The sequence below is a fragment of the Streptomyces sp. NPDC001093 genome, assembly GCF_040298985.1.
In the GTDB taxonomy this organism is placed as follows: Bacteria; Actinomycetota; Actinomycetes; order Streptomycetales; family Streptomycetaceae; genus Streptomyces.
This window is the reverse complement of record NZ_JBEPBF010000036.1, coordinates 40,062-55,717: the sequence shown is the minus strand read 5'-3', so window position 1 is coordinate 55,717 and position 15,656 is coordinate 40,062. Positions and strand designations below refer to the sequence as shown.

Annotated in this window: 14 protein-coding genes, 3 pseudogenes and 1 riboswitch; of the genes and pseudogenes, 11 read left to right on the top strand and 6 right to left on the bottom strand. The window is 71.5% G+C overall.

Annotated features, from left to right (window positions below; genetic code table 11):
* Positions 1-19 precede the first annotated feature (19 nt).
* Together ABT288_RS19900 and ABT288_RS19895 are read right to left on the bottom strand one after the other, a co-directional pair.
* Positions 20-961, bottom strand: a pseudogene (locus tag ABT288_RS19900) (LLM class F420-dependent oxidoreductase); the annotation flags it as partial.
* A gap of 167 nt (positions 962-1,128) precedes the next feature.
* A complete protein-coding gene (locus ABT288_RS19895) occupies positions 1,129-1,815 on the bottom strand; it encodes a DUF5995 family protein (RefSeq protein WP_351609257.1) in 687 nt (228 codons plus the stop codon).
* 205 nt (positions 1,816-2,020) lie between these two features.
* Between ABT288_RS19895 and ABT288_RS19890 the strand changes: the two are divergent.
* A pseudogene (locus ABT288_RS19890) lies at positions 2,021-2,185 on the top strand (glycoside hydrolase family 6 protein); the annotation flags it as partial.
* On the opposite strand, the pseudogene ABT288_RS19885 reads toward ABT288_RS19890, so the two are convergent.
* A pseudogene (locus ABT288_RS19885) lies at positions 2,137-3,544 on the bottom strand (uracil-xanthine permease family protein). The pseudogenes ABT288_RS19890 and ABT288_RS19885 overlap by 49 nt on opposite strands.
* Before the next feature lie 144 nt (positions 3,545-3,688).
* On the opposite strand from ABT288_RS19885, the gene ABT288_RS19880 reads away from it, so the two are divergent.
* Both ABT288_RS19880 and ABT288_RS19875 read left to right on the top strand, forming a co-directional pair.
* Positions 3,689-4,969 carry an alginate lyase family protein gene (locus tag ABT288_RS19880; protein WP_351609254.1) on the top strand — a complete coding sequence of 427 codons (1,281 nt, stop codon included), beginning with the start codon at positions 3,689-3,691 and terminating at the stop codon, positions 4,967-4,969.
* A 106-nt stretch (positions 4,970-5,075) separates the two neighbouring features.
* The gene (locus ABT288_RS19875) at positions 5,076-5,534 is read left to right on the top strand and encodes an acyl-CoA thioesterase (RefSeq protein WP_351609251.1); all 459 of its coding nucleotides are present in this window, start codon (positions 5,076-5,078) and stop codon (positions 5,532-5,534) included.
* Here the strand turns inward: ABT288_RS19875 and ABT288_RS19870 are convergent.
* On the bottom strand, positions 5,494-6,708 hold the full coding sequence (locus ABT288_RS19870) for an MFS transporter (RefSeq protein WP_351609249.1): 1,215 nt from the start codon (positions 6,706-6,708) through the stop codon (positions 5,494-5,496). The genes ABT288_RS19875 and ABT288_RS19870 overlap by 41 nt on opposite strands.
* Before the next feature lie 142 nt (positions 6,709-6,850).
* Here ABT288_RS19870 and ABT288_RS19865 point away from each other — a divergent pair, with 142 nt between their 5' ends.
* Together ABT288_RS19865 and ABT288_RS19860 are read left to right on the top strand one after the other, a co-directional pair.
* On the top strand, positions 6,851-8,101 hold the full coding sequence (locus ABT288_RS19865; protein WP_351609246.1) for an ROK family transcriptional regulator: 1,251 nt from the start codon (positions 6,851-6,853) through the stop codon (positions 8,099-8,101).
* 174 nt (positions 8,102-8,275) lie between these two features.
* Positions 8,276-8,965, top strand: a complete 690-nt coding sequence (locus ABT288_RS19860; RefSeq protein ID WP_351609243.1) for a methyltransferase domain-containing protein — start codon at positions 8,276-8,278, stop codon at positions 8,963-8,965.
* A gap of 51 nt (positions 8,966-9,016) precedes the next feature.
* On the opposite strand, the gene ABT288_RS19855 is transcribed toward ABT288_RS19860, so the two are convergent.
* On the bottom strand, positions 9,017-9,769 hold the full coding sequence (locus tag ABT288_RS19855) for an SDR family oxidoreductase (protein WP_351609240.1): 753 nt from the start codon (positions 9,767-9,769) through the stop codon (positions 9,017-9,019).
* A gap of 105 nt (positions 9,770-9,874) precedes the next feature.
* A complete protein-coding gene (locus ABT288_RS19850; RefSeq protein WP_351609237.1) occupies positions 9,875-10,765 on the bottom strand; it encodes an RNA polymerase sigma-70 factor in 891 nt (296 codons plus the stop codon).
* Positions 10,766-11,078: 313 nt separating this feature from the next.
* Positions 11,079-11,209, top strand: a riboswitch (FMN riboswitch).
* Positions 11,210-11,365: 156 nt separating this feature from the next.
* Between ABT288_RS19850 and ABT288_RS19845 the strand changes: the two genes are divergently transcribed.
* Genes ABT288_RS19845 through hisG form a run of 6 tightly spaced genes read left to right on the top strand, consistent with a single transcriptional unit; the run spans position 11,366 to position 15,646 of the window.
* Positions 11,366-11,974, top strand: a complete 609-nt coding sequence (locus ABT288_RS19845; protein WP_351609234.1) for a riboflavin synthase — start codon at positions 11,366-11,368, stop codon at positions 11,972-11,974.
* On the top strand, positions 11,971-12,612 hold the full coding sequence (gene pnuC / locus ABT288_RS19840; protein WP_351609232.1) for a nicotinamide riboside transporter PnuC: 642 nt from the start codon (positions 11,971-11,973) through the stop codon (positions 12,610-12,612). Before ABT288_RS19845 ends, pnuC begins: the two co-directional genes overlap by 4 nt.
* Complete coding sequence (locus tag ABT288_RS19835; protein WP_351609229.1) at positions 12,609-13,913, top strand: bifunctional 3,4-dihydroxy-2-butanone-4-phosphate synthase/GTP cyclohydrolase II; 1,305 nt, start codon at positions 12,609-12,611, stop codon at positions 13,911-13,913. Before pnuC ends, ABT288_RS19835 begins: the two co-directional genes overlap by 4 nt.
* A gap of 23 nt (positions 13,914-13,936) precedes the next feature.
* Complete coding sequence (gene ribH / locus ABT288_RS19830) at positions 13,937-14,422, top strand: 6,7-dimethyl-8-ribityllumazine synthase (protein WP_351609226.1); 486 nt, start codon at positions 13,937-13,939, stop codon at positions 14,420-14,422.
* A gap of 33 nt (positions 14,423-14,455) precedes the next feature.
* The gene (locus tag ABT288_RS19825) at positions 14,456-14,728 is read left to right on the top strand and encodes a phosphoribosyl-ATP diphosphatase (RefSeq protein ID WP_023552153.1); all 273 of its coding nucleotides are present in this window, start codon (positions 14,456-14,458) and stop codon (positions 14,726-14,728) included.
* Between the two features lie 60 nt (positions 14,729-14,788).
* Positions 14,789-15,646: an ATP phosphoribosyltransferase gene (gene hisG / locus ABT288_RS19820; protein WP_351609223.1), complete on the top strand. Its 858-nt coding sequence runs from the start codon at positions 14,789-14,791 to the stop codon at positions 15,644-15,646.
* Positions 15,647-15,656 lie beyond the last annotated feature (10 nt).

Below are 15,656 nucleotides of genomic sequence, written 5' to 3'. Positions count from 1 at the left end.
AACCCCGCCGGGGGTGTGGTTAACTACTATACCCCCCTTGTGGCGCGGCCCTTGTCCTCACCATAACACCGACAATCCACCACGGCGGGGGCGCCCGCACACTCACTCCGGCCGCCCGCGCCTTCTCGAACACCTCCGCGGCGACGTCCGTCAGCTCCTGCGCGTCCCGCGCGGTGCCCTGGAGGTCGATGAGGATCTCGTCCAGGCCGATGCCGGCGTACTCCACGAGGTCGGTCACGATCTGGTCGACATCGCCCTGGAAGGGCCGGCGGTCCGCCCCGTCGTACGGCTTCGCCTGGCGGCTGGTGTTGACCCGCAGCACGGTCCGGATGGGCTTCGTACGGCCCCGCTCCTCGGCCAGCTCCCGCAACCGCCGCCACTGTGCGCCGACTCCCTCCGCGCTGAACCCCGCGGGCAGCCAGCCGTCGGCATGGTCGACGAGCCTGCGGAAGGCCCGCTCGTTGCTCGCCGCCAGCATCACCGGGATCGGCCGGGCGGGCTTGGGCCCGACCACGGCGGAGGCGATCCTGGTCAACTGGCCCTCGTAGACGACCGGATCCGGACCCCACACCGCCCGGCACACCTCGATGATCTCGTCCAGCACCCTGCCGCGCTCCTCGAAGGGCCGGACGGAGGAGGCCGCGTACTCGTCCAGGGACCAGCCGGTGCCGAAGCCCGCGATCACCCGGCCCCCGCTCGCCGTGTCCAGCGAGGCCAGGGCCTTCGCGAGCTGGAACGGCACGTGGAGCGGCGCCACCAGGACGCTGGAGCCCAGCTCCGCCCGCTCGGTGGCCGCCGCGGCGAGGGTGAGGGTGACCAGCGGGTCCGCAACGTTCCGGTACTGGTCGGGCCAGGGCAGGCCGTCGACGCCGTACAGACCCTGGGTGGCGGGCTCCGGGAACAGAGCGCGCTCGAAGACCCACAGGCTGTCGTAGCCGATCCGTTCGGCGGCGCGTGCCACCGCGGGCACGTCCGAGCCGATCGAGTACTGCCGCATCTGGGGAAGACTCAGGCCGAGCCGGGTCGCCATACCGCTGCTCCTTTGTGATCGGATACTCGGCGGGCAACGTACGGCGACGACCGCGGTGTTCCGAAGGCGGCTCGCGCAGGGGCGGATTCCGGCCAGGTTCAGTCGGCGAGCGGCGTCAGCAGCATCCGCCCCGCGAACCCCACCGCCGTGTCCAGCCGTTCGGCGAACTCCTCGGTCATGTCGGCGCAGTGGCGCAGCGCCCACAGGGCCCGCGCCGCCACCCAGGCCGCGTCGCGGGCCCGCTCCAGGCTCCAGGAACCCAGCAGATGGGTGAGCGGGTCGGCGATCTGCAGCAGATCGGGACCCGGCATCAGATCCTCGCGGATGCGCTCCTCCAGCGCGACGAGGAGCTCGCCCACGCGGTCGAACTCGTCCTCCAGGTCGGGCGGTTCGCAGCCGAGCGTATGACAGGCGTCCACCACGGCGAGCGCCAGGTCGTGCCCGATGTGCGCGTTGATCCCCGCCAGCGCGAACTGCAGTGGCCGTACGCCGGGATGGCGGCGGAGCTGGAACAGCGGACGCCAGCAGGCGGGCGGACGGCGGTCGGCGGCCGCCGCGTCGACCGCCGCGAGATAGCGCTCGGCGAACCGCACGTCCAGCGCGATCGCCGCCCGTGGATCCGGGAACTCCCCGGTGTCCAGGCGCCGGTCGATCTCCTCGGTGACGGTGAGGTAGACGCGGTTGAACACGGCGACACCGTCCCGCTCGGGCAGCGCCGCAGAGATCGCGCGCATCCGGGAGACGACCGCGTCGACGGGAGTGGTGAGGTGTTCCAACTGCGCCATGGGGGAAGGGTCCCAGCCCTGGCCCGCCCGGCACACCGACCGGCCGGGGACATCGCCGGAACGGGGGAACGGACCGCCGCGGTGCGGGATGCGAGGGGAGTGGCAGGGTGTCGGGCTCACGTGCCCGGCGCCTCCGACGCCAGGCCACTCCGGCTGGAACCCGCCGGAAAAGCAGGCCTCGCCCGCGACCGCCGGATCCTCGACGCGCTCGCCGGCCCTGGACACCGGCGAGGCCCGGATCGACGCCTGGCTGTGGGTGAAGCCGCCGGGGGAGTCCGACGGCTGCCGGGGTGCGGCCGGGACGTTCACGCCGTCGTACGCCTACGACTTGGCGCGCGGAGCCCCCTCCTTGTCGGCCTCCGTGTGGTAGGCGGAGGTGCCCTCGTCCAGCAGCGGCTCCTGCCGCTTCAGATGGGCCGGGGCGAAGGCGCGCAGCGCGTGGTAGCCGGTGATGACGACCAGGGTGCCGAGGGCGATGCCGCTGAGCGAGAAGGTGCCGGTGAACTTCAGGCTGACGTTGCCGACGCCGATGATGATGCCCGCGGCGGCCGGCACCAGGTTCAGCGGGTTGCGCAGGTCCACCTTGGCGTGCAGCCAGATCTGGGCGCCGAGCAGGCCGATCATGCCGTAGAGGATCACGGTGATGCCGCCGAGCACACCGCCCGGGATCGCGGCCACGACCGCGCCGAACTTCGGGCAGATGCCGAAGAGCAGGGCGAAGCCGGCCGCGGCCCAGTAGGCGGCGGTGGAGTAGACGCGGGTCGCCGCCATCACGCCGATGTTCTCGGAGTAGGTGGTGTTCGGCGGGCCGCCCCACCGCGGTGGACAGCATGGACCCGACGCCGTCCGCCGAGATCGCCGTACCGAGCCTGTCGTCCAGCGGGTCGCCGGTCATCTCGCCGACCGCCTTGACGTGGCCCGCGTTCTCCGCGACGAGGGCGATGACGACCGGCAGCGCGACCAGGATCGCCGACCACTGGAAGGACGGCCCGTGGAAATGCGGCAGTCCGATCCAGTGGGCCCTGGAGACGCCGGAGAGGTCGAGGCGCCAGTGGTCGGTGACCTTGCCGCTCGGGCTCATGGAGTGGATCTTGCCGAAGATCCGGTCGGAGGCCCAGGAGATGCCGTAGCCGAAGACCAGCCCGAGGAAGATCGCGACACGGGACCAGAAGCCGCGCAGGCAGACCACGGCCAGCCCCGTGAACAGCATGACCAGCAGGGCCGTCCACTGGTCCTGCGGCCAGTAGGTGGAGGCGGTCACCGGGGCGAGGTTGAGGCCGATCAGCATGACGACCGCGCCGGTGACGATCGGCGGCATGGCCGCGTGGATGATCCGCGCCCCGAAGCGCTGCACCGCGAGCCCCACCAGGAACAGCGCCACACCGACGACGAACACCGCGCCGGTCACCGTGGCACTCGTACCCCCCTGTGCGCGGATGACGGCGGCCACGCCCACGAACGACAGGGAGCAGCCCAGATAGCTCGGCACGCGGCCGCGGGTGGCGAGCAGGAAGATCGCGGTCGCCGCGCCCGACATCATGATGGCCAGGTTCGGGTCCAGGCCCATCAGGACGGGCGCGACGAAGGACGCGCCGAACATCGCGACCACGTGCTGGGCGCCCAGGCCCACCGTGCGGGGCCAGGAGAGCCGTTCGTCGGGGCGTACCACCGCTCCGGGCGCGGGCGTGCGTCCGTCACCGTGCAGCTTCCAGCGCACGCCGAGGTCCACGGTGGGGTTTCGCTTTCTTACATACGTGAAGACGGTCCGAACCATTGTCAGGGGTGACGAGCGGTTCTACGCTCGCACGGTCCTACTCATGAATTGAGTTCATATATATGACTCGCGCTGATCGATGGCAGATCGGAGTGCTCGATGAGTGGAAGATCCCGTGCGGCCGTGCTGCTGGCCGCGGTGGTGACGTTCGGGGCCGCGCTCGTCCCGTCCGCGCACGCCGCGCACGCCCCCTCCGTGCCCGCCGTGCCGAAGGCCCCGAGGACCGCCGTCCTCGACGGCGGCCGGCTCCAGCAGACCCGCGCCCGCCTCGGCCGGGACCCCCGACTCCAGCGCGCACTACGGGACTTGACCACCCGCGCCGACGCCTGGCTGGACCAGGGCCCCTGGACGGTCGTCGACAAGCCGAGGCCCGCACCCGGCGGTGACGTCCACGAGTACCTGAGCCAGGCCCCCTACTGGTGGCCCACGACCACTCCCACCGCCGACAACCCCTGGGGCTGCCCGTACGTCCAGCGCGACGGGCAGCGCAACCCCGAGGTCGACAGCGGAACGGACCGGCAGGACGCGGAGAAGGTCTTCGACTCGACGTACGACCTCGCGCTCGCCTGGTACTACACCGGCAGGCCGGCCTACGCCGCGAAGGCCGGGCAGATCCTGCGCACCTGGTTCCTCGACCCGGCCACCCGGATGAACCCCGACCTGGAGCACGCCCAGTTCATCCCGTGCACGTACGACGGCCGGGCCATCGGCATCATCGACTTCTCCCAGTCGTACACCGGCGTCCTCGACGCGCAGGCGATCCTGGCCGCCGGCGCCCCCGGCTGGAGCGCCGAGGACCGCACCGCGATGGGCAGGTGGAACGCCGACTTCCTGAACTGGCTGAGGAACAGCGACTTCGGCAAACAGGAGGGCGCGGCCGCCAACAACCACGGCACCTTCTACGACATGCAGCTCGCCGCCCTCGCCTACGCCACCGGCGACACCGCGCTGGCCCGGCGGACCGTGCTCGAGGCGCGCGCCAAGCGAATCGACCCGCAGATCGCCGCCGACGGCAGCCAGCCCCAGGAGCTCGCCCGCACCCGCAGCTGGCACTACTCCACCTTCGACCTGGTCGCCTACACCCGGCTCGCGGCCATCGGCCGGCACGTGGGCGTGAACCTGTGGTCGTACCAGGGCCCGGACGGCCAGAGCCTGTTCAGGGCGGTCGGCTATCTGCTGCCGGCCGCGACCGGCGCCGCCGCGTGGTCGCATCCTGAGCTGGAGTTCCACCGGTACGCGGCCACCGATGTCGTGCACGCGGCGGCCGACGCCGGGGACGCCGCGGCCGCGGCGGCCGTGCCGAAGCTGGAGGCGCCGCCCGGCGGGGACCTGTGGGCGCTGCGGCCCGCCGCCGAGCAGCTGGACTCCATAGCGGGCTGACCGGCCGGGCCAGGTCAGGGCTCCTGAGCGGTCGCTTAGTATGGAACCGCCCCAGGGAAGCGTCCTGGGGAACCGTCCCCGCAGCGATGTTCAGGAGCCCGCCCCCGTGACCGCCGAAGCCCCGATCGCGCCCGTCGTCTCCTACGGCCGGCTGATCCCCGTCACCGTGCACTTCGACGACCTCGACGCGCTCGGGCTCCTGCACAACGCCCGCTATCCCCTGCTGGTCGAGCGCGCCTGGACGGAGCTGTGGAGCGAGCACGGCGTCCGCTTCGACGGCGACTGGCACGCGGCCGGCGACGCCTGCAGCGCGGTCCGCGAACTGCGCATCGGCTACGAGGCGCCGGTGACCAGCCCCGGCACCTACGCCGTCCACCTCTGGCTGGACCGGCTCGGCACCACCGGACTGACCTACGGCTTCCGCTTCTGCTCGGCCGACGGGACGCGGACCTACGCCCAGGGCACCCGGGTGCTGGTCCGGCTCGACGCCACGACCCTGCGCCCGGCGCCCTGGTCCGACTCCTTCAGGGCCGTGGGCCGGGAACTGCTGCGGCCGGCCGGCTGACCTCGGTCCGGCCGCCGCGCTCGGCGCTGCGCAGCACGCCCGCGCACACCGCGAGTCCGCACGCCAGCGCCGTCACCACGCAGAACGACACCACCAGGCTGGTCGCCTGGGCCACCCCGCCGATCAGGCTCGGCGCGATCAGGCCCGAGGTGTAGGTGATCGTCGCCACGCCGGCTATGGCCTGGCTCGGGTTGGGCCCGGCATGCCCGGCCGCCGCGAAGCACAGCGGTACGACCACCGCGATGCCGAGCCCCATCAGCGCGAACCCGCCCATCGCCACCGCCGGATACCCGGCGAACACGATCAGCAGACCACCCAGCACGGCCAGGACGCCGCCGGCCCGGACGGTACGGACCGCGCCGAACCGGTTCACCACCGCGTCCCCGGCGATCCGGGCCACTGCCATCGTCAGCATGAACCCGGTCGTGCAGGCCGCGGCCACTCCCGCCGAGCTGTCCAGCCGGTCCCTCAGGAACACCGCCGACCAGTCCAGGCTCGCGCCCTCCGCGAACACCGCGCAGAAGCCGACCGTGCCGATCAGCAGCGCCGAGCGGGGCGGCAGCGCGAACCGCGGTGGCGGCTCCTCGTCCTCGGCCGGCTGCAGGTCCAGTACCCAGGTGCAGGCCACCAGGCCGAGCACGGTCAGGACGGCCGAGGCGAGTGAGAAGTGCAGGCGGGCGTCGGAGCCGAGGTGCGCCGCCAGTGTGCCGGCCGCCGAGCCGACCAGCGCACCCGCGCTCCACATGCCGTGCAGCCCCGACATGATCGACCTGTCCAGCAGCCGCTCGACCTCGACACCGAGGGCGTTCATGGCCACGTCGGCCATGCCCGCACTCGCGCCGTAGGTGAACATCGCCAGGCACAGGGTGTACAGGTTCGGCGCGAGGGACGGCAGGACCAGGGAGAGCGTCCACAGCGCGAGCAGTCCGCGCAGGGCCGTACGGCTGCCGTAGCGATGGCTGATCCGGCCCGCCAGCGGCATCGCGCACGAGGCACCGAACGCCGTGAAGGCCAGCGCGAACCCCAGCAGGCCCGCGCCGAGCGAGGCATGCACCTGGATCCACGGCACCCGGGTGGCGAAGGAACCGGTCACGGCGCCGTGCACGGCGAACACGGCCGCCACGGCGTACCGGGCGCGCCTCACTTCGTCGCGCGCGTCACCCACGTCACTCATGTCCCAGTCCCTCCCCAGGGTCGCCGCTGCGGCATGGGCCGTAAACTATCAGGGAGCCTGCCTGATAGATAGGCGGTTCTACAGCCGCCGTCGGCGCCGCCGTCGGCGTCCCCCGGTGCGGCGATCTGGAAGGATTCCCGTCATGCCCGCATCACCCAGCACCGCCCGGGCCATCAACGACCGCCTGGCCCTGCGTCTGCTGCAGCAGGAAGGCCCGCTCACGGCCGGGCAGTTGAAGCAGCTGACGGGCCTGTCCCGGCCGACGGTCGCCGACCTCGTGGAACGGCTCACCGCCGCCGGGCTGATCACAGTGGTCGGCGAGTCCGGTGAGCAGCGCCGGGGCCCCAACGCCCGCCTGTACGGCATCGTCGCCGACCGGGCCCACCTGGCCGCGCTCGACGTCCGCACCAGCGGTGTCTTCGTACTGGTCTCCGACCTCGTCGGACGGGTGCTGGCCGAGGCGTCCGTGCCGATCGACGGCGACACCGGGACCGGGCCCGCCGTGGAGCAGGTGGTGGCGGCCGTGGAGCGGACCGCGAAGGAGGCCGGGGCGATGGGGGCGCCCCCGCGCGAGGGCGTTCGAGCGTGGGGGAGGCTGCACACCGTCGGCATCGGCGCGCCGGGCCTCATCGACCCGGCCACCGGCGACCTGCGCGACTCCGGCGGCCTGCCCGCCTGGCACCGCAGCCTGGCCGCCGCGCTGCAGGAACGGCTGCCCGGGGCCCGCGTCACCGTGGAGAACGAGACCAACCTCGCCGCCCTGGCCGAGCAGCGCGAGGGCGCCGCCCGGGACCGGGACACCTTCGTGCTGCTCTGGCTGGGCCATGGCGTGGGCGCGGCGGTGGTCCTCGACGGCACCCTCCGCCGCGGCGCCTCGGGCGGCACGGGCGAGATCGGCTTCCTGCCGGTACCGGGCACCGACTCACTGCCCTCGGCCAGGGACTGCGACGGCGGCTTCCACTCCCTGACGGGCGCCGCGGCGATCGGCGCCCTGGCGGCGGAGCACGGCCTGCCGGTACCGGCCGTGATGGACGGACCGGGGATCGCGGGGCTGGTGCGCGCTGCGGCGGGGGAGATGACGGCCGGCCCGCAGACCGGCGCAGCGCCCACCTCGGCCGCCCGATTCCTGCACGCCCTCGCCGACCGGGTCGCCATCGGGGCCGCCTCCGTCGCCGCCGTCCTCGATCCGGGGTGCGTGGTCCTGGGCGGGGAGGTGGGGCAGGCCGGGGGAGCGGTGCTCGCAGGACTCGTGGCGGAACGCTTGCGGCGGATGTCACCGTTGGTCACCGAGGTACGGGCGAGCAGCTTCGGTGGGGCGGCGGTGCTGAGGGGGGCGCTGCTGACCGCGCGTGAGCGGGCCCAGGACGAACTCTTCGCCCCACCGGAGCGTTAGGGCCTGCCGTGACAAGCCCCGTCGGCCACCCTGACTCGCCGGGTCGATGTCGATTGGCCCAGAAGGATGGCCGTCATCGGGTGCGGCGCGTTGTTCTTCGTGTGGTCCGGACTCCTTGTTACTGTCCGTCGGCAAAACTCGGGACCAATTGGCCGTACGGTGAGGGAATTCTCGATGCGCGAAATCTCATACGAGGAACAAACGGTCAGGTCCGGCAATCCGCTGGCACGTTTCGCCCATCGCACTCGCATGAGGATGGGAATCGATCTCGTCGCCGAGCTGTGTGCGAAGAGCGGCACCGTTCTCGATTTTGGCGCAGGACCGGGCCTTTTTCTGCACCTGCTGGGCGAGGTACGCCCCGACATCACGCTCGTCGGACACGATCCCTACATGGCGCCGACGTTTCCGGAACTGAAATATGCGGAATCGCTGGACAGCGTCGCGTCGCACAGTGTCGACGTCCTGACGGCGTTCGAGGTTTGCGAGCATCTTTACGATGAGGAAGTCGATACGCTACTGAAAGACGCATCGCGCATTCTCGACCGGAATGGCGCGCTCGTGATTTCTGTACCGATCATGTACGGCCTGGCGATCGTGCCGAAGGTGTCGAACTGGATGATTCGCAGCCGATCGCTCAGGTCGGAATACAGGCCTTCAGACGTGCTGAAGGCCATGGTCGGAATGCGAGTGAGCCGGCCGCAGAACCCGCGCACGACGCACAAGGGTTTCGACTTTCGTGAACTGCGAGAGGTGGTGCGCGAGCGGTTTCACATCGATGCCGTGCACCTGAGCCCGGTGCGGCATGCGCCCTGGTGGTTGAACTCGCAGTGCTTCATGATCTGCCGGCCGAAGGCGAGAGGCTGAGGCGGCTGGGCCCGCGCGTCCGATCAGGTCGTCGCGCAGGCGCCGGGGTGCTCAGCCCGTCCTGTTCTCGAACCGTCGTGCCAGGTACTCCTCGAAGCTGCCCTTGCCCACCGCCTGCTCCGGTGCCAGATGGCCGCCCGCGCGGAAGGCGCGATAGGTCGTGCCGAGGAGGGGTATGTTCGCCACGGCCCGGCGCCGTCCGGTCGCCCGGAGATAGGCGCGGGCCAGCGAGTCGAGCGACCGTACCTCCGGACCGCCCATGTCCGGCACCCGACCGGCCGGTTCCGAGACGGCCAACTCGACGAGGCGAGCGGCCACTTCGGCCACCTCCACCGGCTGGTCCGGCACCCCGGCCGGCACCGGCATGACGGGCGCCTTGGCCAACCCCTGGAACAGCGTCACCAGCAGGTCGTGGAACTGCGTGGCCCGCAGCACGGTCCAGCCGAGACCCGACTCCTCGATCCGCCGCTCCACCGCGAGCTTGGACCGGTAGTAGCCGAACGGCACCCGGTCGACCCCCACGATGGAGATGTACACCAGGTGGCCCACCCCGGCCCGCCGTGCCGCCGCGATCAGATGCCCGGCCGCCTGCTCGTCCCCGCCACGCGGACTGCTCGCGCAGTGCACCACCGTCTCCACCCCGGCGAGCGCGGCGTCGAGACCGCTTCCGCCCACGCGCAGATCGACGGCGTGCGGCGGTGTGTGCCGGCTGAGCACCCGCACCTCGTGCCCCTCCGCCCGCAGCCGCTCCGTCACACACCGGCCGAGCGTGCCGGTCCCGCCGGTCACCAGGATCGTGGTCATGCTGTTCCCGTCCCTCCGGACTCCGCGTGCCCCGGGTCGGAGCACCTTCGACAGCTGAGACCACGCAGCCCCCGGCGAATGTGACAAGCCCCGGGACCCGCTCCGCTACGACCCTGTGAGCTGCCGTTGCATGTAGGCCAGCTTGTCCGGGTTCATCACGGTCCGCACATGGGTGATCAGCCCGTCCCGCAGCTCGAAGGACGCCACCCCGGCGAGCACGTCGCCCGCCCACGCGACCAGCGCGCTCGCGCCGTTGACCTCCGCCACCGCGAAGTCCAGGCCGCCCGTGAACCGCTCGGCCCCGCCCACCAGGAAGCGCACGACCTTCTCGCGTCCCTCGACCGGCCGCCTGACCGCGGACACCTGGCCACCGCCGTCGCCCCAGTAGGTGACGTCCGCCGCGAGCATCTTCTCCAGACCGGCCAGGTCGCCCTCGCGGGCCGCCGTGAGGAAGGACATGAGCAGTGCCTCCTGCCGCTCCGGCGCCGGCTCGAAGCGGCCCTCCGGTACGGCGACCCGGGCCACCGCCCGCCGGTACAGCTGACGGCAGTTGGCCTCGCTCAGGTCCAGGACGTCCGCGATCTCCCGGTGGGCGTAACCGAAGGCCTCCCGCAGCACGTACACGGCCCGCTCGGTCGGCGTCAGCCGCTCCAGCAGGACCAGCAGGGCCATGGAGACCTGCTCGCGCCGCTCCGCCGACTCCAGCGGCCCGAGCGCGCCGTCGGAGGTGACCACCGGCTCGGGCAGCCAGGTCCCGGGGTATTCCTCGCGCCGCGCCCGCGCCGAGGTGAGCCGGGTCAGGCAGAGGTTGGTGACGGCTTTGGCGAGCCATGCCCCGGGATGTTCGACCGCCGCCCGGTCGGTGCCGCTGAACCGCAGATACGCGTCCTGCACCGCGTCCTCAGCCTCGTGGGCGGAGCCCAGCAGGCGGTAGGCCAGGCCGAACAGCCGGGGCCGGTGGGACTCGAACTCGTCGGAGGGCGGCGATGGCGTCATGCGCCTCACCCTGCCAGACACCCGGCGGCGACCGATCGCGGCGTCGGCGTCCCGGCGTCCCGGCGGCTCCGCGTCCTGACGGCCCGGCGGCGGGCAAGGGCCGTCGTCACCGCCACCGGACCCGCCCGAACGATAAAAGGACTAGACCAGAGGGGTCAATGGGTCCGGACCAAGGGCAACCCGCCCTGGACGGCCGGAGGTTGCGCCGTCCGACCGCACCGCGCAAGGCGGGCGACACGTGCTGTGAGGGAGCCCACACGCTCCGCCTGTCGGGAGGGCCGCCCGGCGTGGCACACTGGCTCTGTACCAGAAGCAGCGCACTCCGGGGTCGGTGAAAGTCCGAACCGGCGGTTACAGTCCGCGACCCGGTCGCTTCCAGCGGCCGGTTGACCAGGTGAAATTCCTGGACCGACGGTTAAAGTCCGGATGGGAGGCAGTGCGCGGCGGGCGGGCACATTCAGCTGTGCGCGTCGCCGTATCTGGGCTTGTCCGTGCGCGGACGAGCCTCTTTCGGCGTCGTCCCGGCGTGCTCACCCGTACATTCTGTCGTCATCGACAGGCCCCGGAGTCCGTGCCCGAAGAGGCAGGAGGACCCGGGAAGTGTTCACCGGAATCGTCGAAGAGCTGGGTGAGGTCACCGCCGTCGAGAACCTCGGCGACGCCTCCCGCTTCCGGCTCCGCGGCCCCGTCGTGACCGAGGGCGCGCAGCACGGCGACTCCATCGCCGTGAACGGGGTCTGTCTCACCGTCGTGGAGCACGAGGGCGACGAGTTCACCGCCGATGTGATGGCGGAGACCCTGAACCGTTCCAGCCTCGGCGCACTCACCGTGGGCTCCCGCGTCAACCTCGAGCGTCCCATGGCCGTGGGCGCGCGTCTCGGCGGGCACATCGTGCAGGGCCATGTCGACGGCACCGGAGAGGTGCTGGAGCGCACGCCCTCCGAGAACTGGGAGATCGTGAAGATCTCCCTCCCGGCGGACCTCTCCCGCTACGTCGTGGAGAAGGGCTCCATCACCGTCGACGGCATCAGCCTCACGGTCGTGGACGCCGGCCCCGACCACTTCACCGTCAGCCTCATCCCGACCACCCTCGCCCTGACCACGCTCGGCGTGAAGCAGCCCGGCGACCCGGTCAACCTCGAGGTCGACGTCGTCGCCAAGTACGTCGAGCGGCTCCTCGGCGACCGTGCCCAGGGAGCCGCCAAGTGAACTGGCTGAACTCCGAGGCCTTCACCCTCCTCGGCCAGCGCATCATCTGGTCGGACATGACCGGCAACATCCTCGGCCTGATCACCCTCGCCCTCGGCTGGCGCCGCTCGCTGATGACCTGGCCCGTGCAGTTCCTCTCCGGTCTCGTCCTGTTCACCGCCTTCTACGGCCACCTGGCCGGCAGCGCCGGCAAGCAGGTCGTCGTCATGGCGGTCGCCCTGTACGGCTGGTGGCAGTGGCGACGCAACCAGGGCCGGGCCGAGGACGGCCACATCGCCCCCCGGTTCGCCAGTTGGCGTGAGCGCGCGGCGATGCTCGGCGCGGCCGCCGTCGGCACGGTCGCGGTGGCCCTGCTCTTCACGGCCTACCCGTCGCTGTCCTGGGACCCCTGGCCCGACGCGTACATCTTCGTCGGCACCGTCGTCGCCATGTACGCCCAGGCCAAGGGCATGGTCGAGTTCTGGATCGCGTGGCTGCTGGTCGACCTCGTCGGCGTACCGCTCAACTTCGCCAACGGCTACGCCTTCTCCGGTTTCGTCTACGTCATCTACGGCGCACTCGTCCTGTGGGGCATGCGCGACTGGTGGCTGCGCTCCCGCAGGAGCCCGCAGCCCGTCCTGGAAGGAGCCCCGGCATGACCTCGGCACCGCTGCTGTACGACACGGACGCCTTCGAGAGCTTCGGTCTCGACCCCGTCGAGCAGGCCATCGCCGACATAGCGGCCGGCCGCCCGGTCGTGGTCGTGGACGACGAGGACCGGGAGAACGAGGGTGACCTCGTCGTCGCCGCCGAGAAGGCCACCCCCGAGATCGTCGCCTTCATGATGAGCGAGTGCCGGGGACTGATCTGCGCCCCCATGGAGGGCGAGGAACTGGACCGGCTGCGGCTGCCGCAGATGGTCGAGGACAACACCGAGTCGATGAAGACCGCGTTCACCATCTCCGTGGACGCCTCGGCCGCTCACGGTGTGAGCACCGGCATCTCGGCCGCGGACCGCGCGACCACGCTGCAGCTCCTCGCGAGCGGCACGGCGGAGCCGACGGACTTCGTCCGCCCCGGCCACATCTTCCCGCTGCGCGCCAAGTCCGGCGGCGTCCTCGTCCGCAACGGCCACACCGAGGCCGCCGTCGACCTCGCCCGGCTCGCTGGCCTGCGCCCGGCCGGCGCCATCGTGGAGATCGCCGGCGAGGACGGCCGGATGCTCCGCCTGCCCGAGCTGATCCCGTTCGCCCGCAAGCACGGCCTGACGATCATCTCCATCGAGGACCTGATCGCCTACCGCCGCAGCAGCGAGCCCACCGTCCGCCGCGAGGCCGAGACCCGCCTGCCCACCAGGCACGGCACCTTCACCGCCTACGGCTACCGCTCCACCGACGGCGTCGAACACGTCGCCCTCGTCCACGGCGAGCTCGGCGACGGCGAGGACGTCCTGGTCCGCGTCCACTCCGAATGCCTCACCGGTGACGTCTTCGGCTCCCTGCGCTGCGACTGCGGCCCCCAGCTGGACACCGCCCTGCAGCGCATCCAGCAGGAGGGCCGGGGGGTCGTGGTCTACCTGCGCGGCCACGAGGGGCGCGGCATCGGCCTGCTGTCCAAGCTCCGGGCGTACGAGCTGCAGGAACGCGGCCGCGACACCCTGGACGCCAACCTCGAACTCGGCCTTCCCGCCGACGCCCGCGACTACGGCGCCGGTGCCCGGATCCTCGCCGACCTCGGCGTGCGCAGCGTCCGGCTGATGACCAACAACCCGGACAAGACGGACGCGCTGGAGCGCCACGGCCTGAAGGTCACCGACCGCGAGCCGATGCCCGTCCAGGCGGGCGAGCACAACCTGCACTACCTGCGCACCAAGCGCGACCGTATGGGACACGACCTGCCCTGGCTGGACACGCCCGCCGTGCCGGCCTCCGTGGCCGCGGCCACCTGTGGCAACCAGTAAGCAAGAAAGCACTTAGGAGACACGTGAGCGGCAAGGGTGCACCGGAACTGTCCGTACGCAACGCGAGCGACCTCAGGGTCGCCGTCATCGCGGCGCAGTGGCACGAGAAGGTGATGGACGGTCTGGTGAACGGCGCCCTGCGCGCCCTGCACGAACTGGGGATCGACGAGCCGACCCTGATCCGGGTCCCCGGCAGCTTCGAACTCCCGGTCGCCGCCAAGGTGCTGGCCGGGCGCGGCTACGACGCCGTGGTCGCCCTCGGCGTCGTGATCCGCGGCGGCACCCCCCACTTCGACTACGTGTGCCAGGGCGTCACCCAGGGCCTCACGCAGGTCAGCATCGAGACCGGCGTGCCCGTCGGCTTCGGCGTGCTCACCTGCGACACCGAGGAGCAGGCCCTGGACCGGGCCGGCCTGGAGGGCTCGGGCGAGGACAAGGGCCACGAGGCGGTGACCGCCGCGGTCGCGACCGCGGCGACGCTCCGCTCAGTATCCGAACCCTGGCACTGAGGCACCGGCCGGAGCGCGTAGGGTAAGGACACCATGTCCAAGAAGACGTTCGAGGAGCTCTTCACCGAGCTCCAGCAGAAGGCCGCCCACGGCGACCCCGCCACCTCCCGCACCGCAGAACTGGTCGGCAAGGGTGTCCATGCCATCGGCAAGAAGGTCGTCGAAGAGGCCGCCGAGGTCTGGATGGCCGCCGAGTACGAGGGCAAGGAGGCGGCCGCCGAGGAGATCTCCCAGCTGCTGTACCACGTCCAGGTGATGATGGTCGCCCGCGGGATCTCCCTGGACGACGTCTACGCCCACCTGTAGTCCGCCCGCGCACAAGCCGAAAAGCCGTAGAAACCCCTTCACGCAAAGGAATCCGACCTCATGCTGCGCATCGCCGTCCCCAACAAGGGTTCACTGTCCGGCCCTGCGGCGGAGATGCTGCATGAGGCCGGCTACCAGCAGCGCCGCGAGTCCAAGGAGCTGCGGATCGTCGACCCGGGGAACGAGGTGGAGTTCTTCTACCTCCGCCCGCGCGACATCGCGATCTACGTCGCCTCCGGCCGCCTCGACCTGGGTATCACCGGCCGCGACCTGCTGATCGACTCCGGCGCCGACGCCGAGGAGATCCTGCCGCTCGGCTTCGCCCGCTCCACCTTCCGTTTCGCCGGCAGGCCGGGCACCGCCGGCGGCGTCGAGGACCTCAAGGGCAAGACGGTCGCCACCTCCTACGAGGGCATCGTGGCCAGGCACCTCGAGGACAGCGGCGTCGACGCCTCCGTCGTCCACCTCGACGGCGCCGTGGAGACCGCGATCGAGCTCGGCGTCGCCGAGGTCATCGCCGACGTCGTGGAGACCGGCACCAGCCTGCGCAACGCCGGGCTGGAGGTCTTCGGCGAGCCGATCATGAAGTCCGAGGCGATCGTCATCCGCCGCACCGACGCCGACGGCGAGGAGGACGCCGAGCCGAAGGTCCAGCAGTTCCTGCGCCGCCTCCAGGGCGTCCTGGTCGCCCGGACGTACGTGATGATGGACTACGACTGCCGCGTCGAGCAGCTGGAGAAGGCCGTCGCGCTCACCCCCGGCCTGGAGTCCCCGACCGTCTCCCCGCTGCACAACGAGGGCTGGGTCGCGGTCCGTGCCATGGTCCCCGCCAAGGAGGCGCAGCGGATCATGGACGACCTCTACGCCATCGGCGCCCGCGCCATCCTCACCACGGCCATCCACGCCTGCCGCCTGTAAGGGGTGCGCA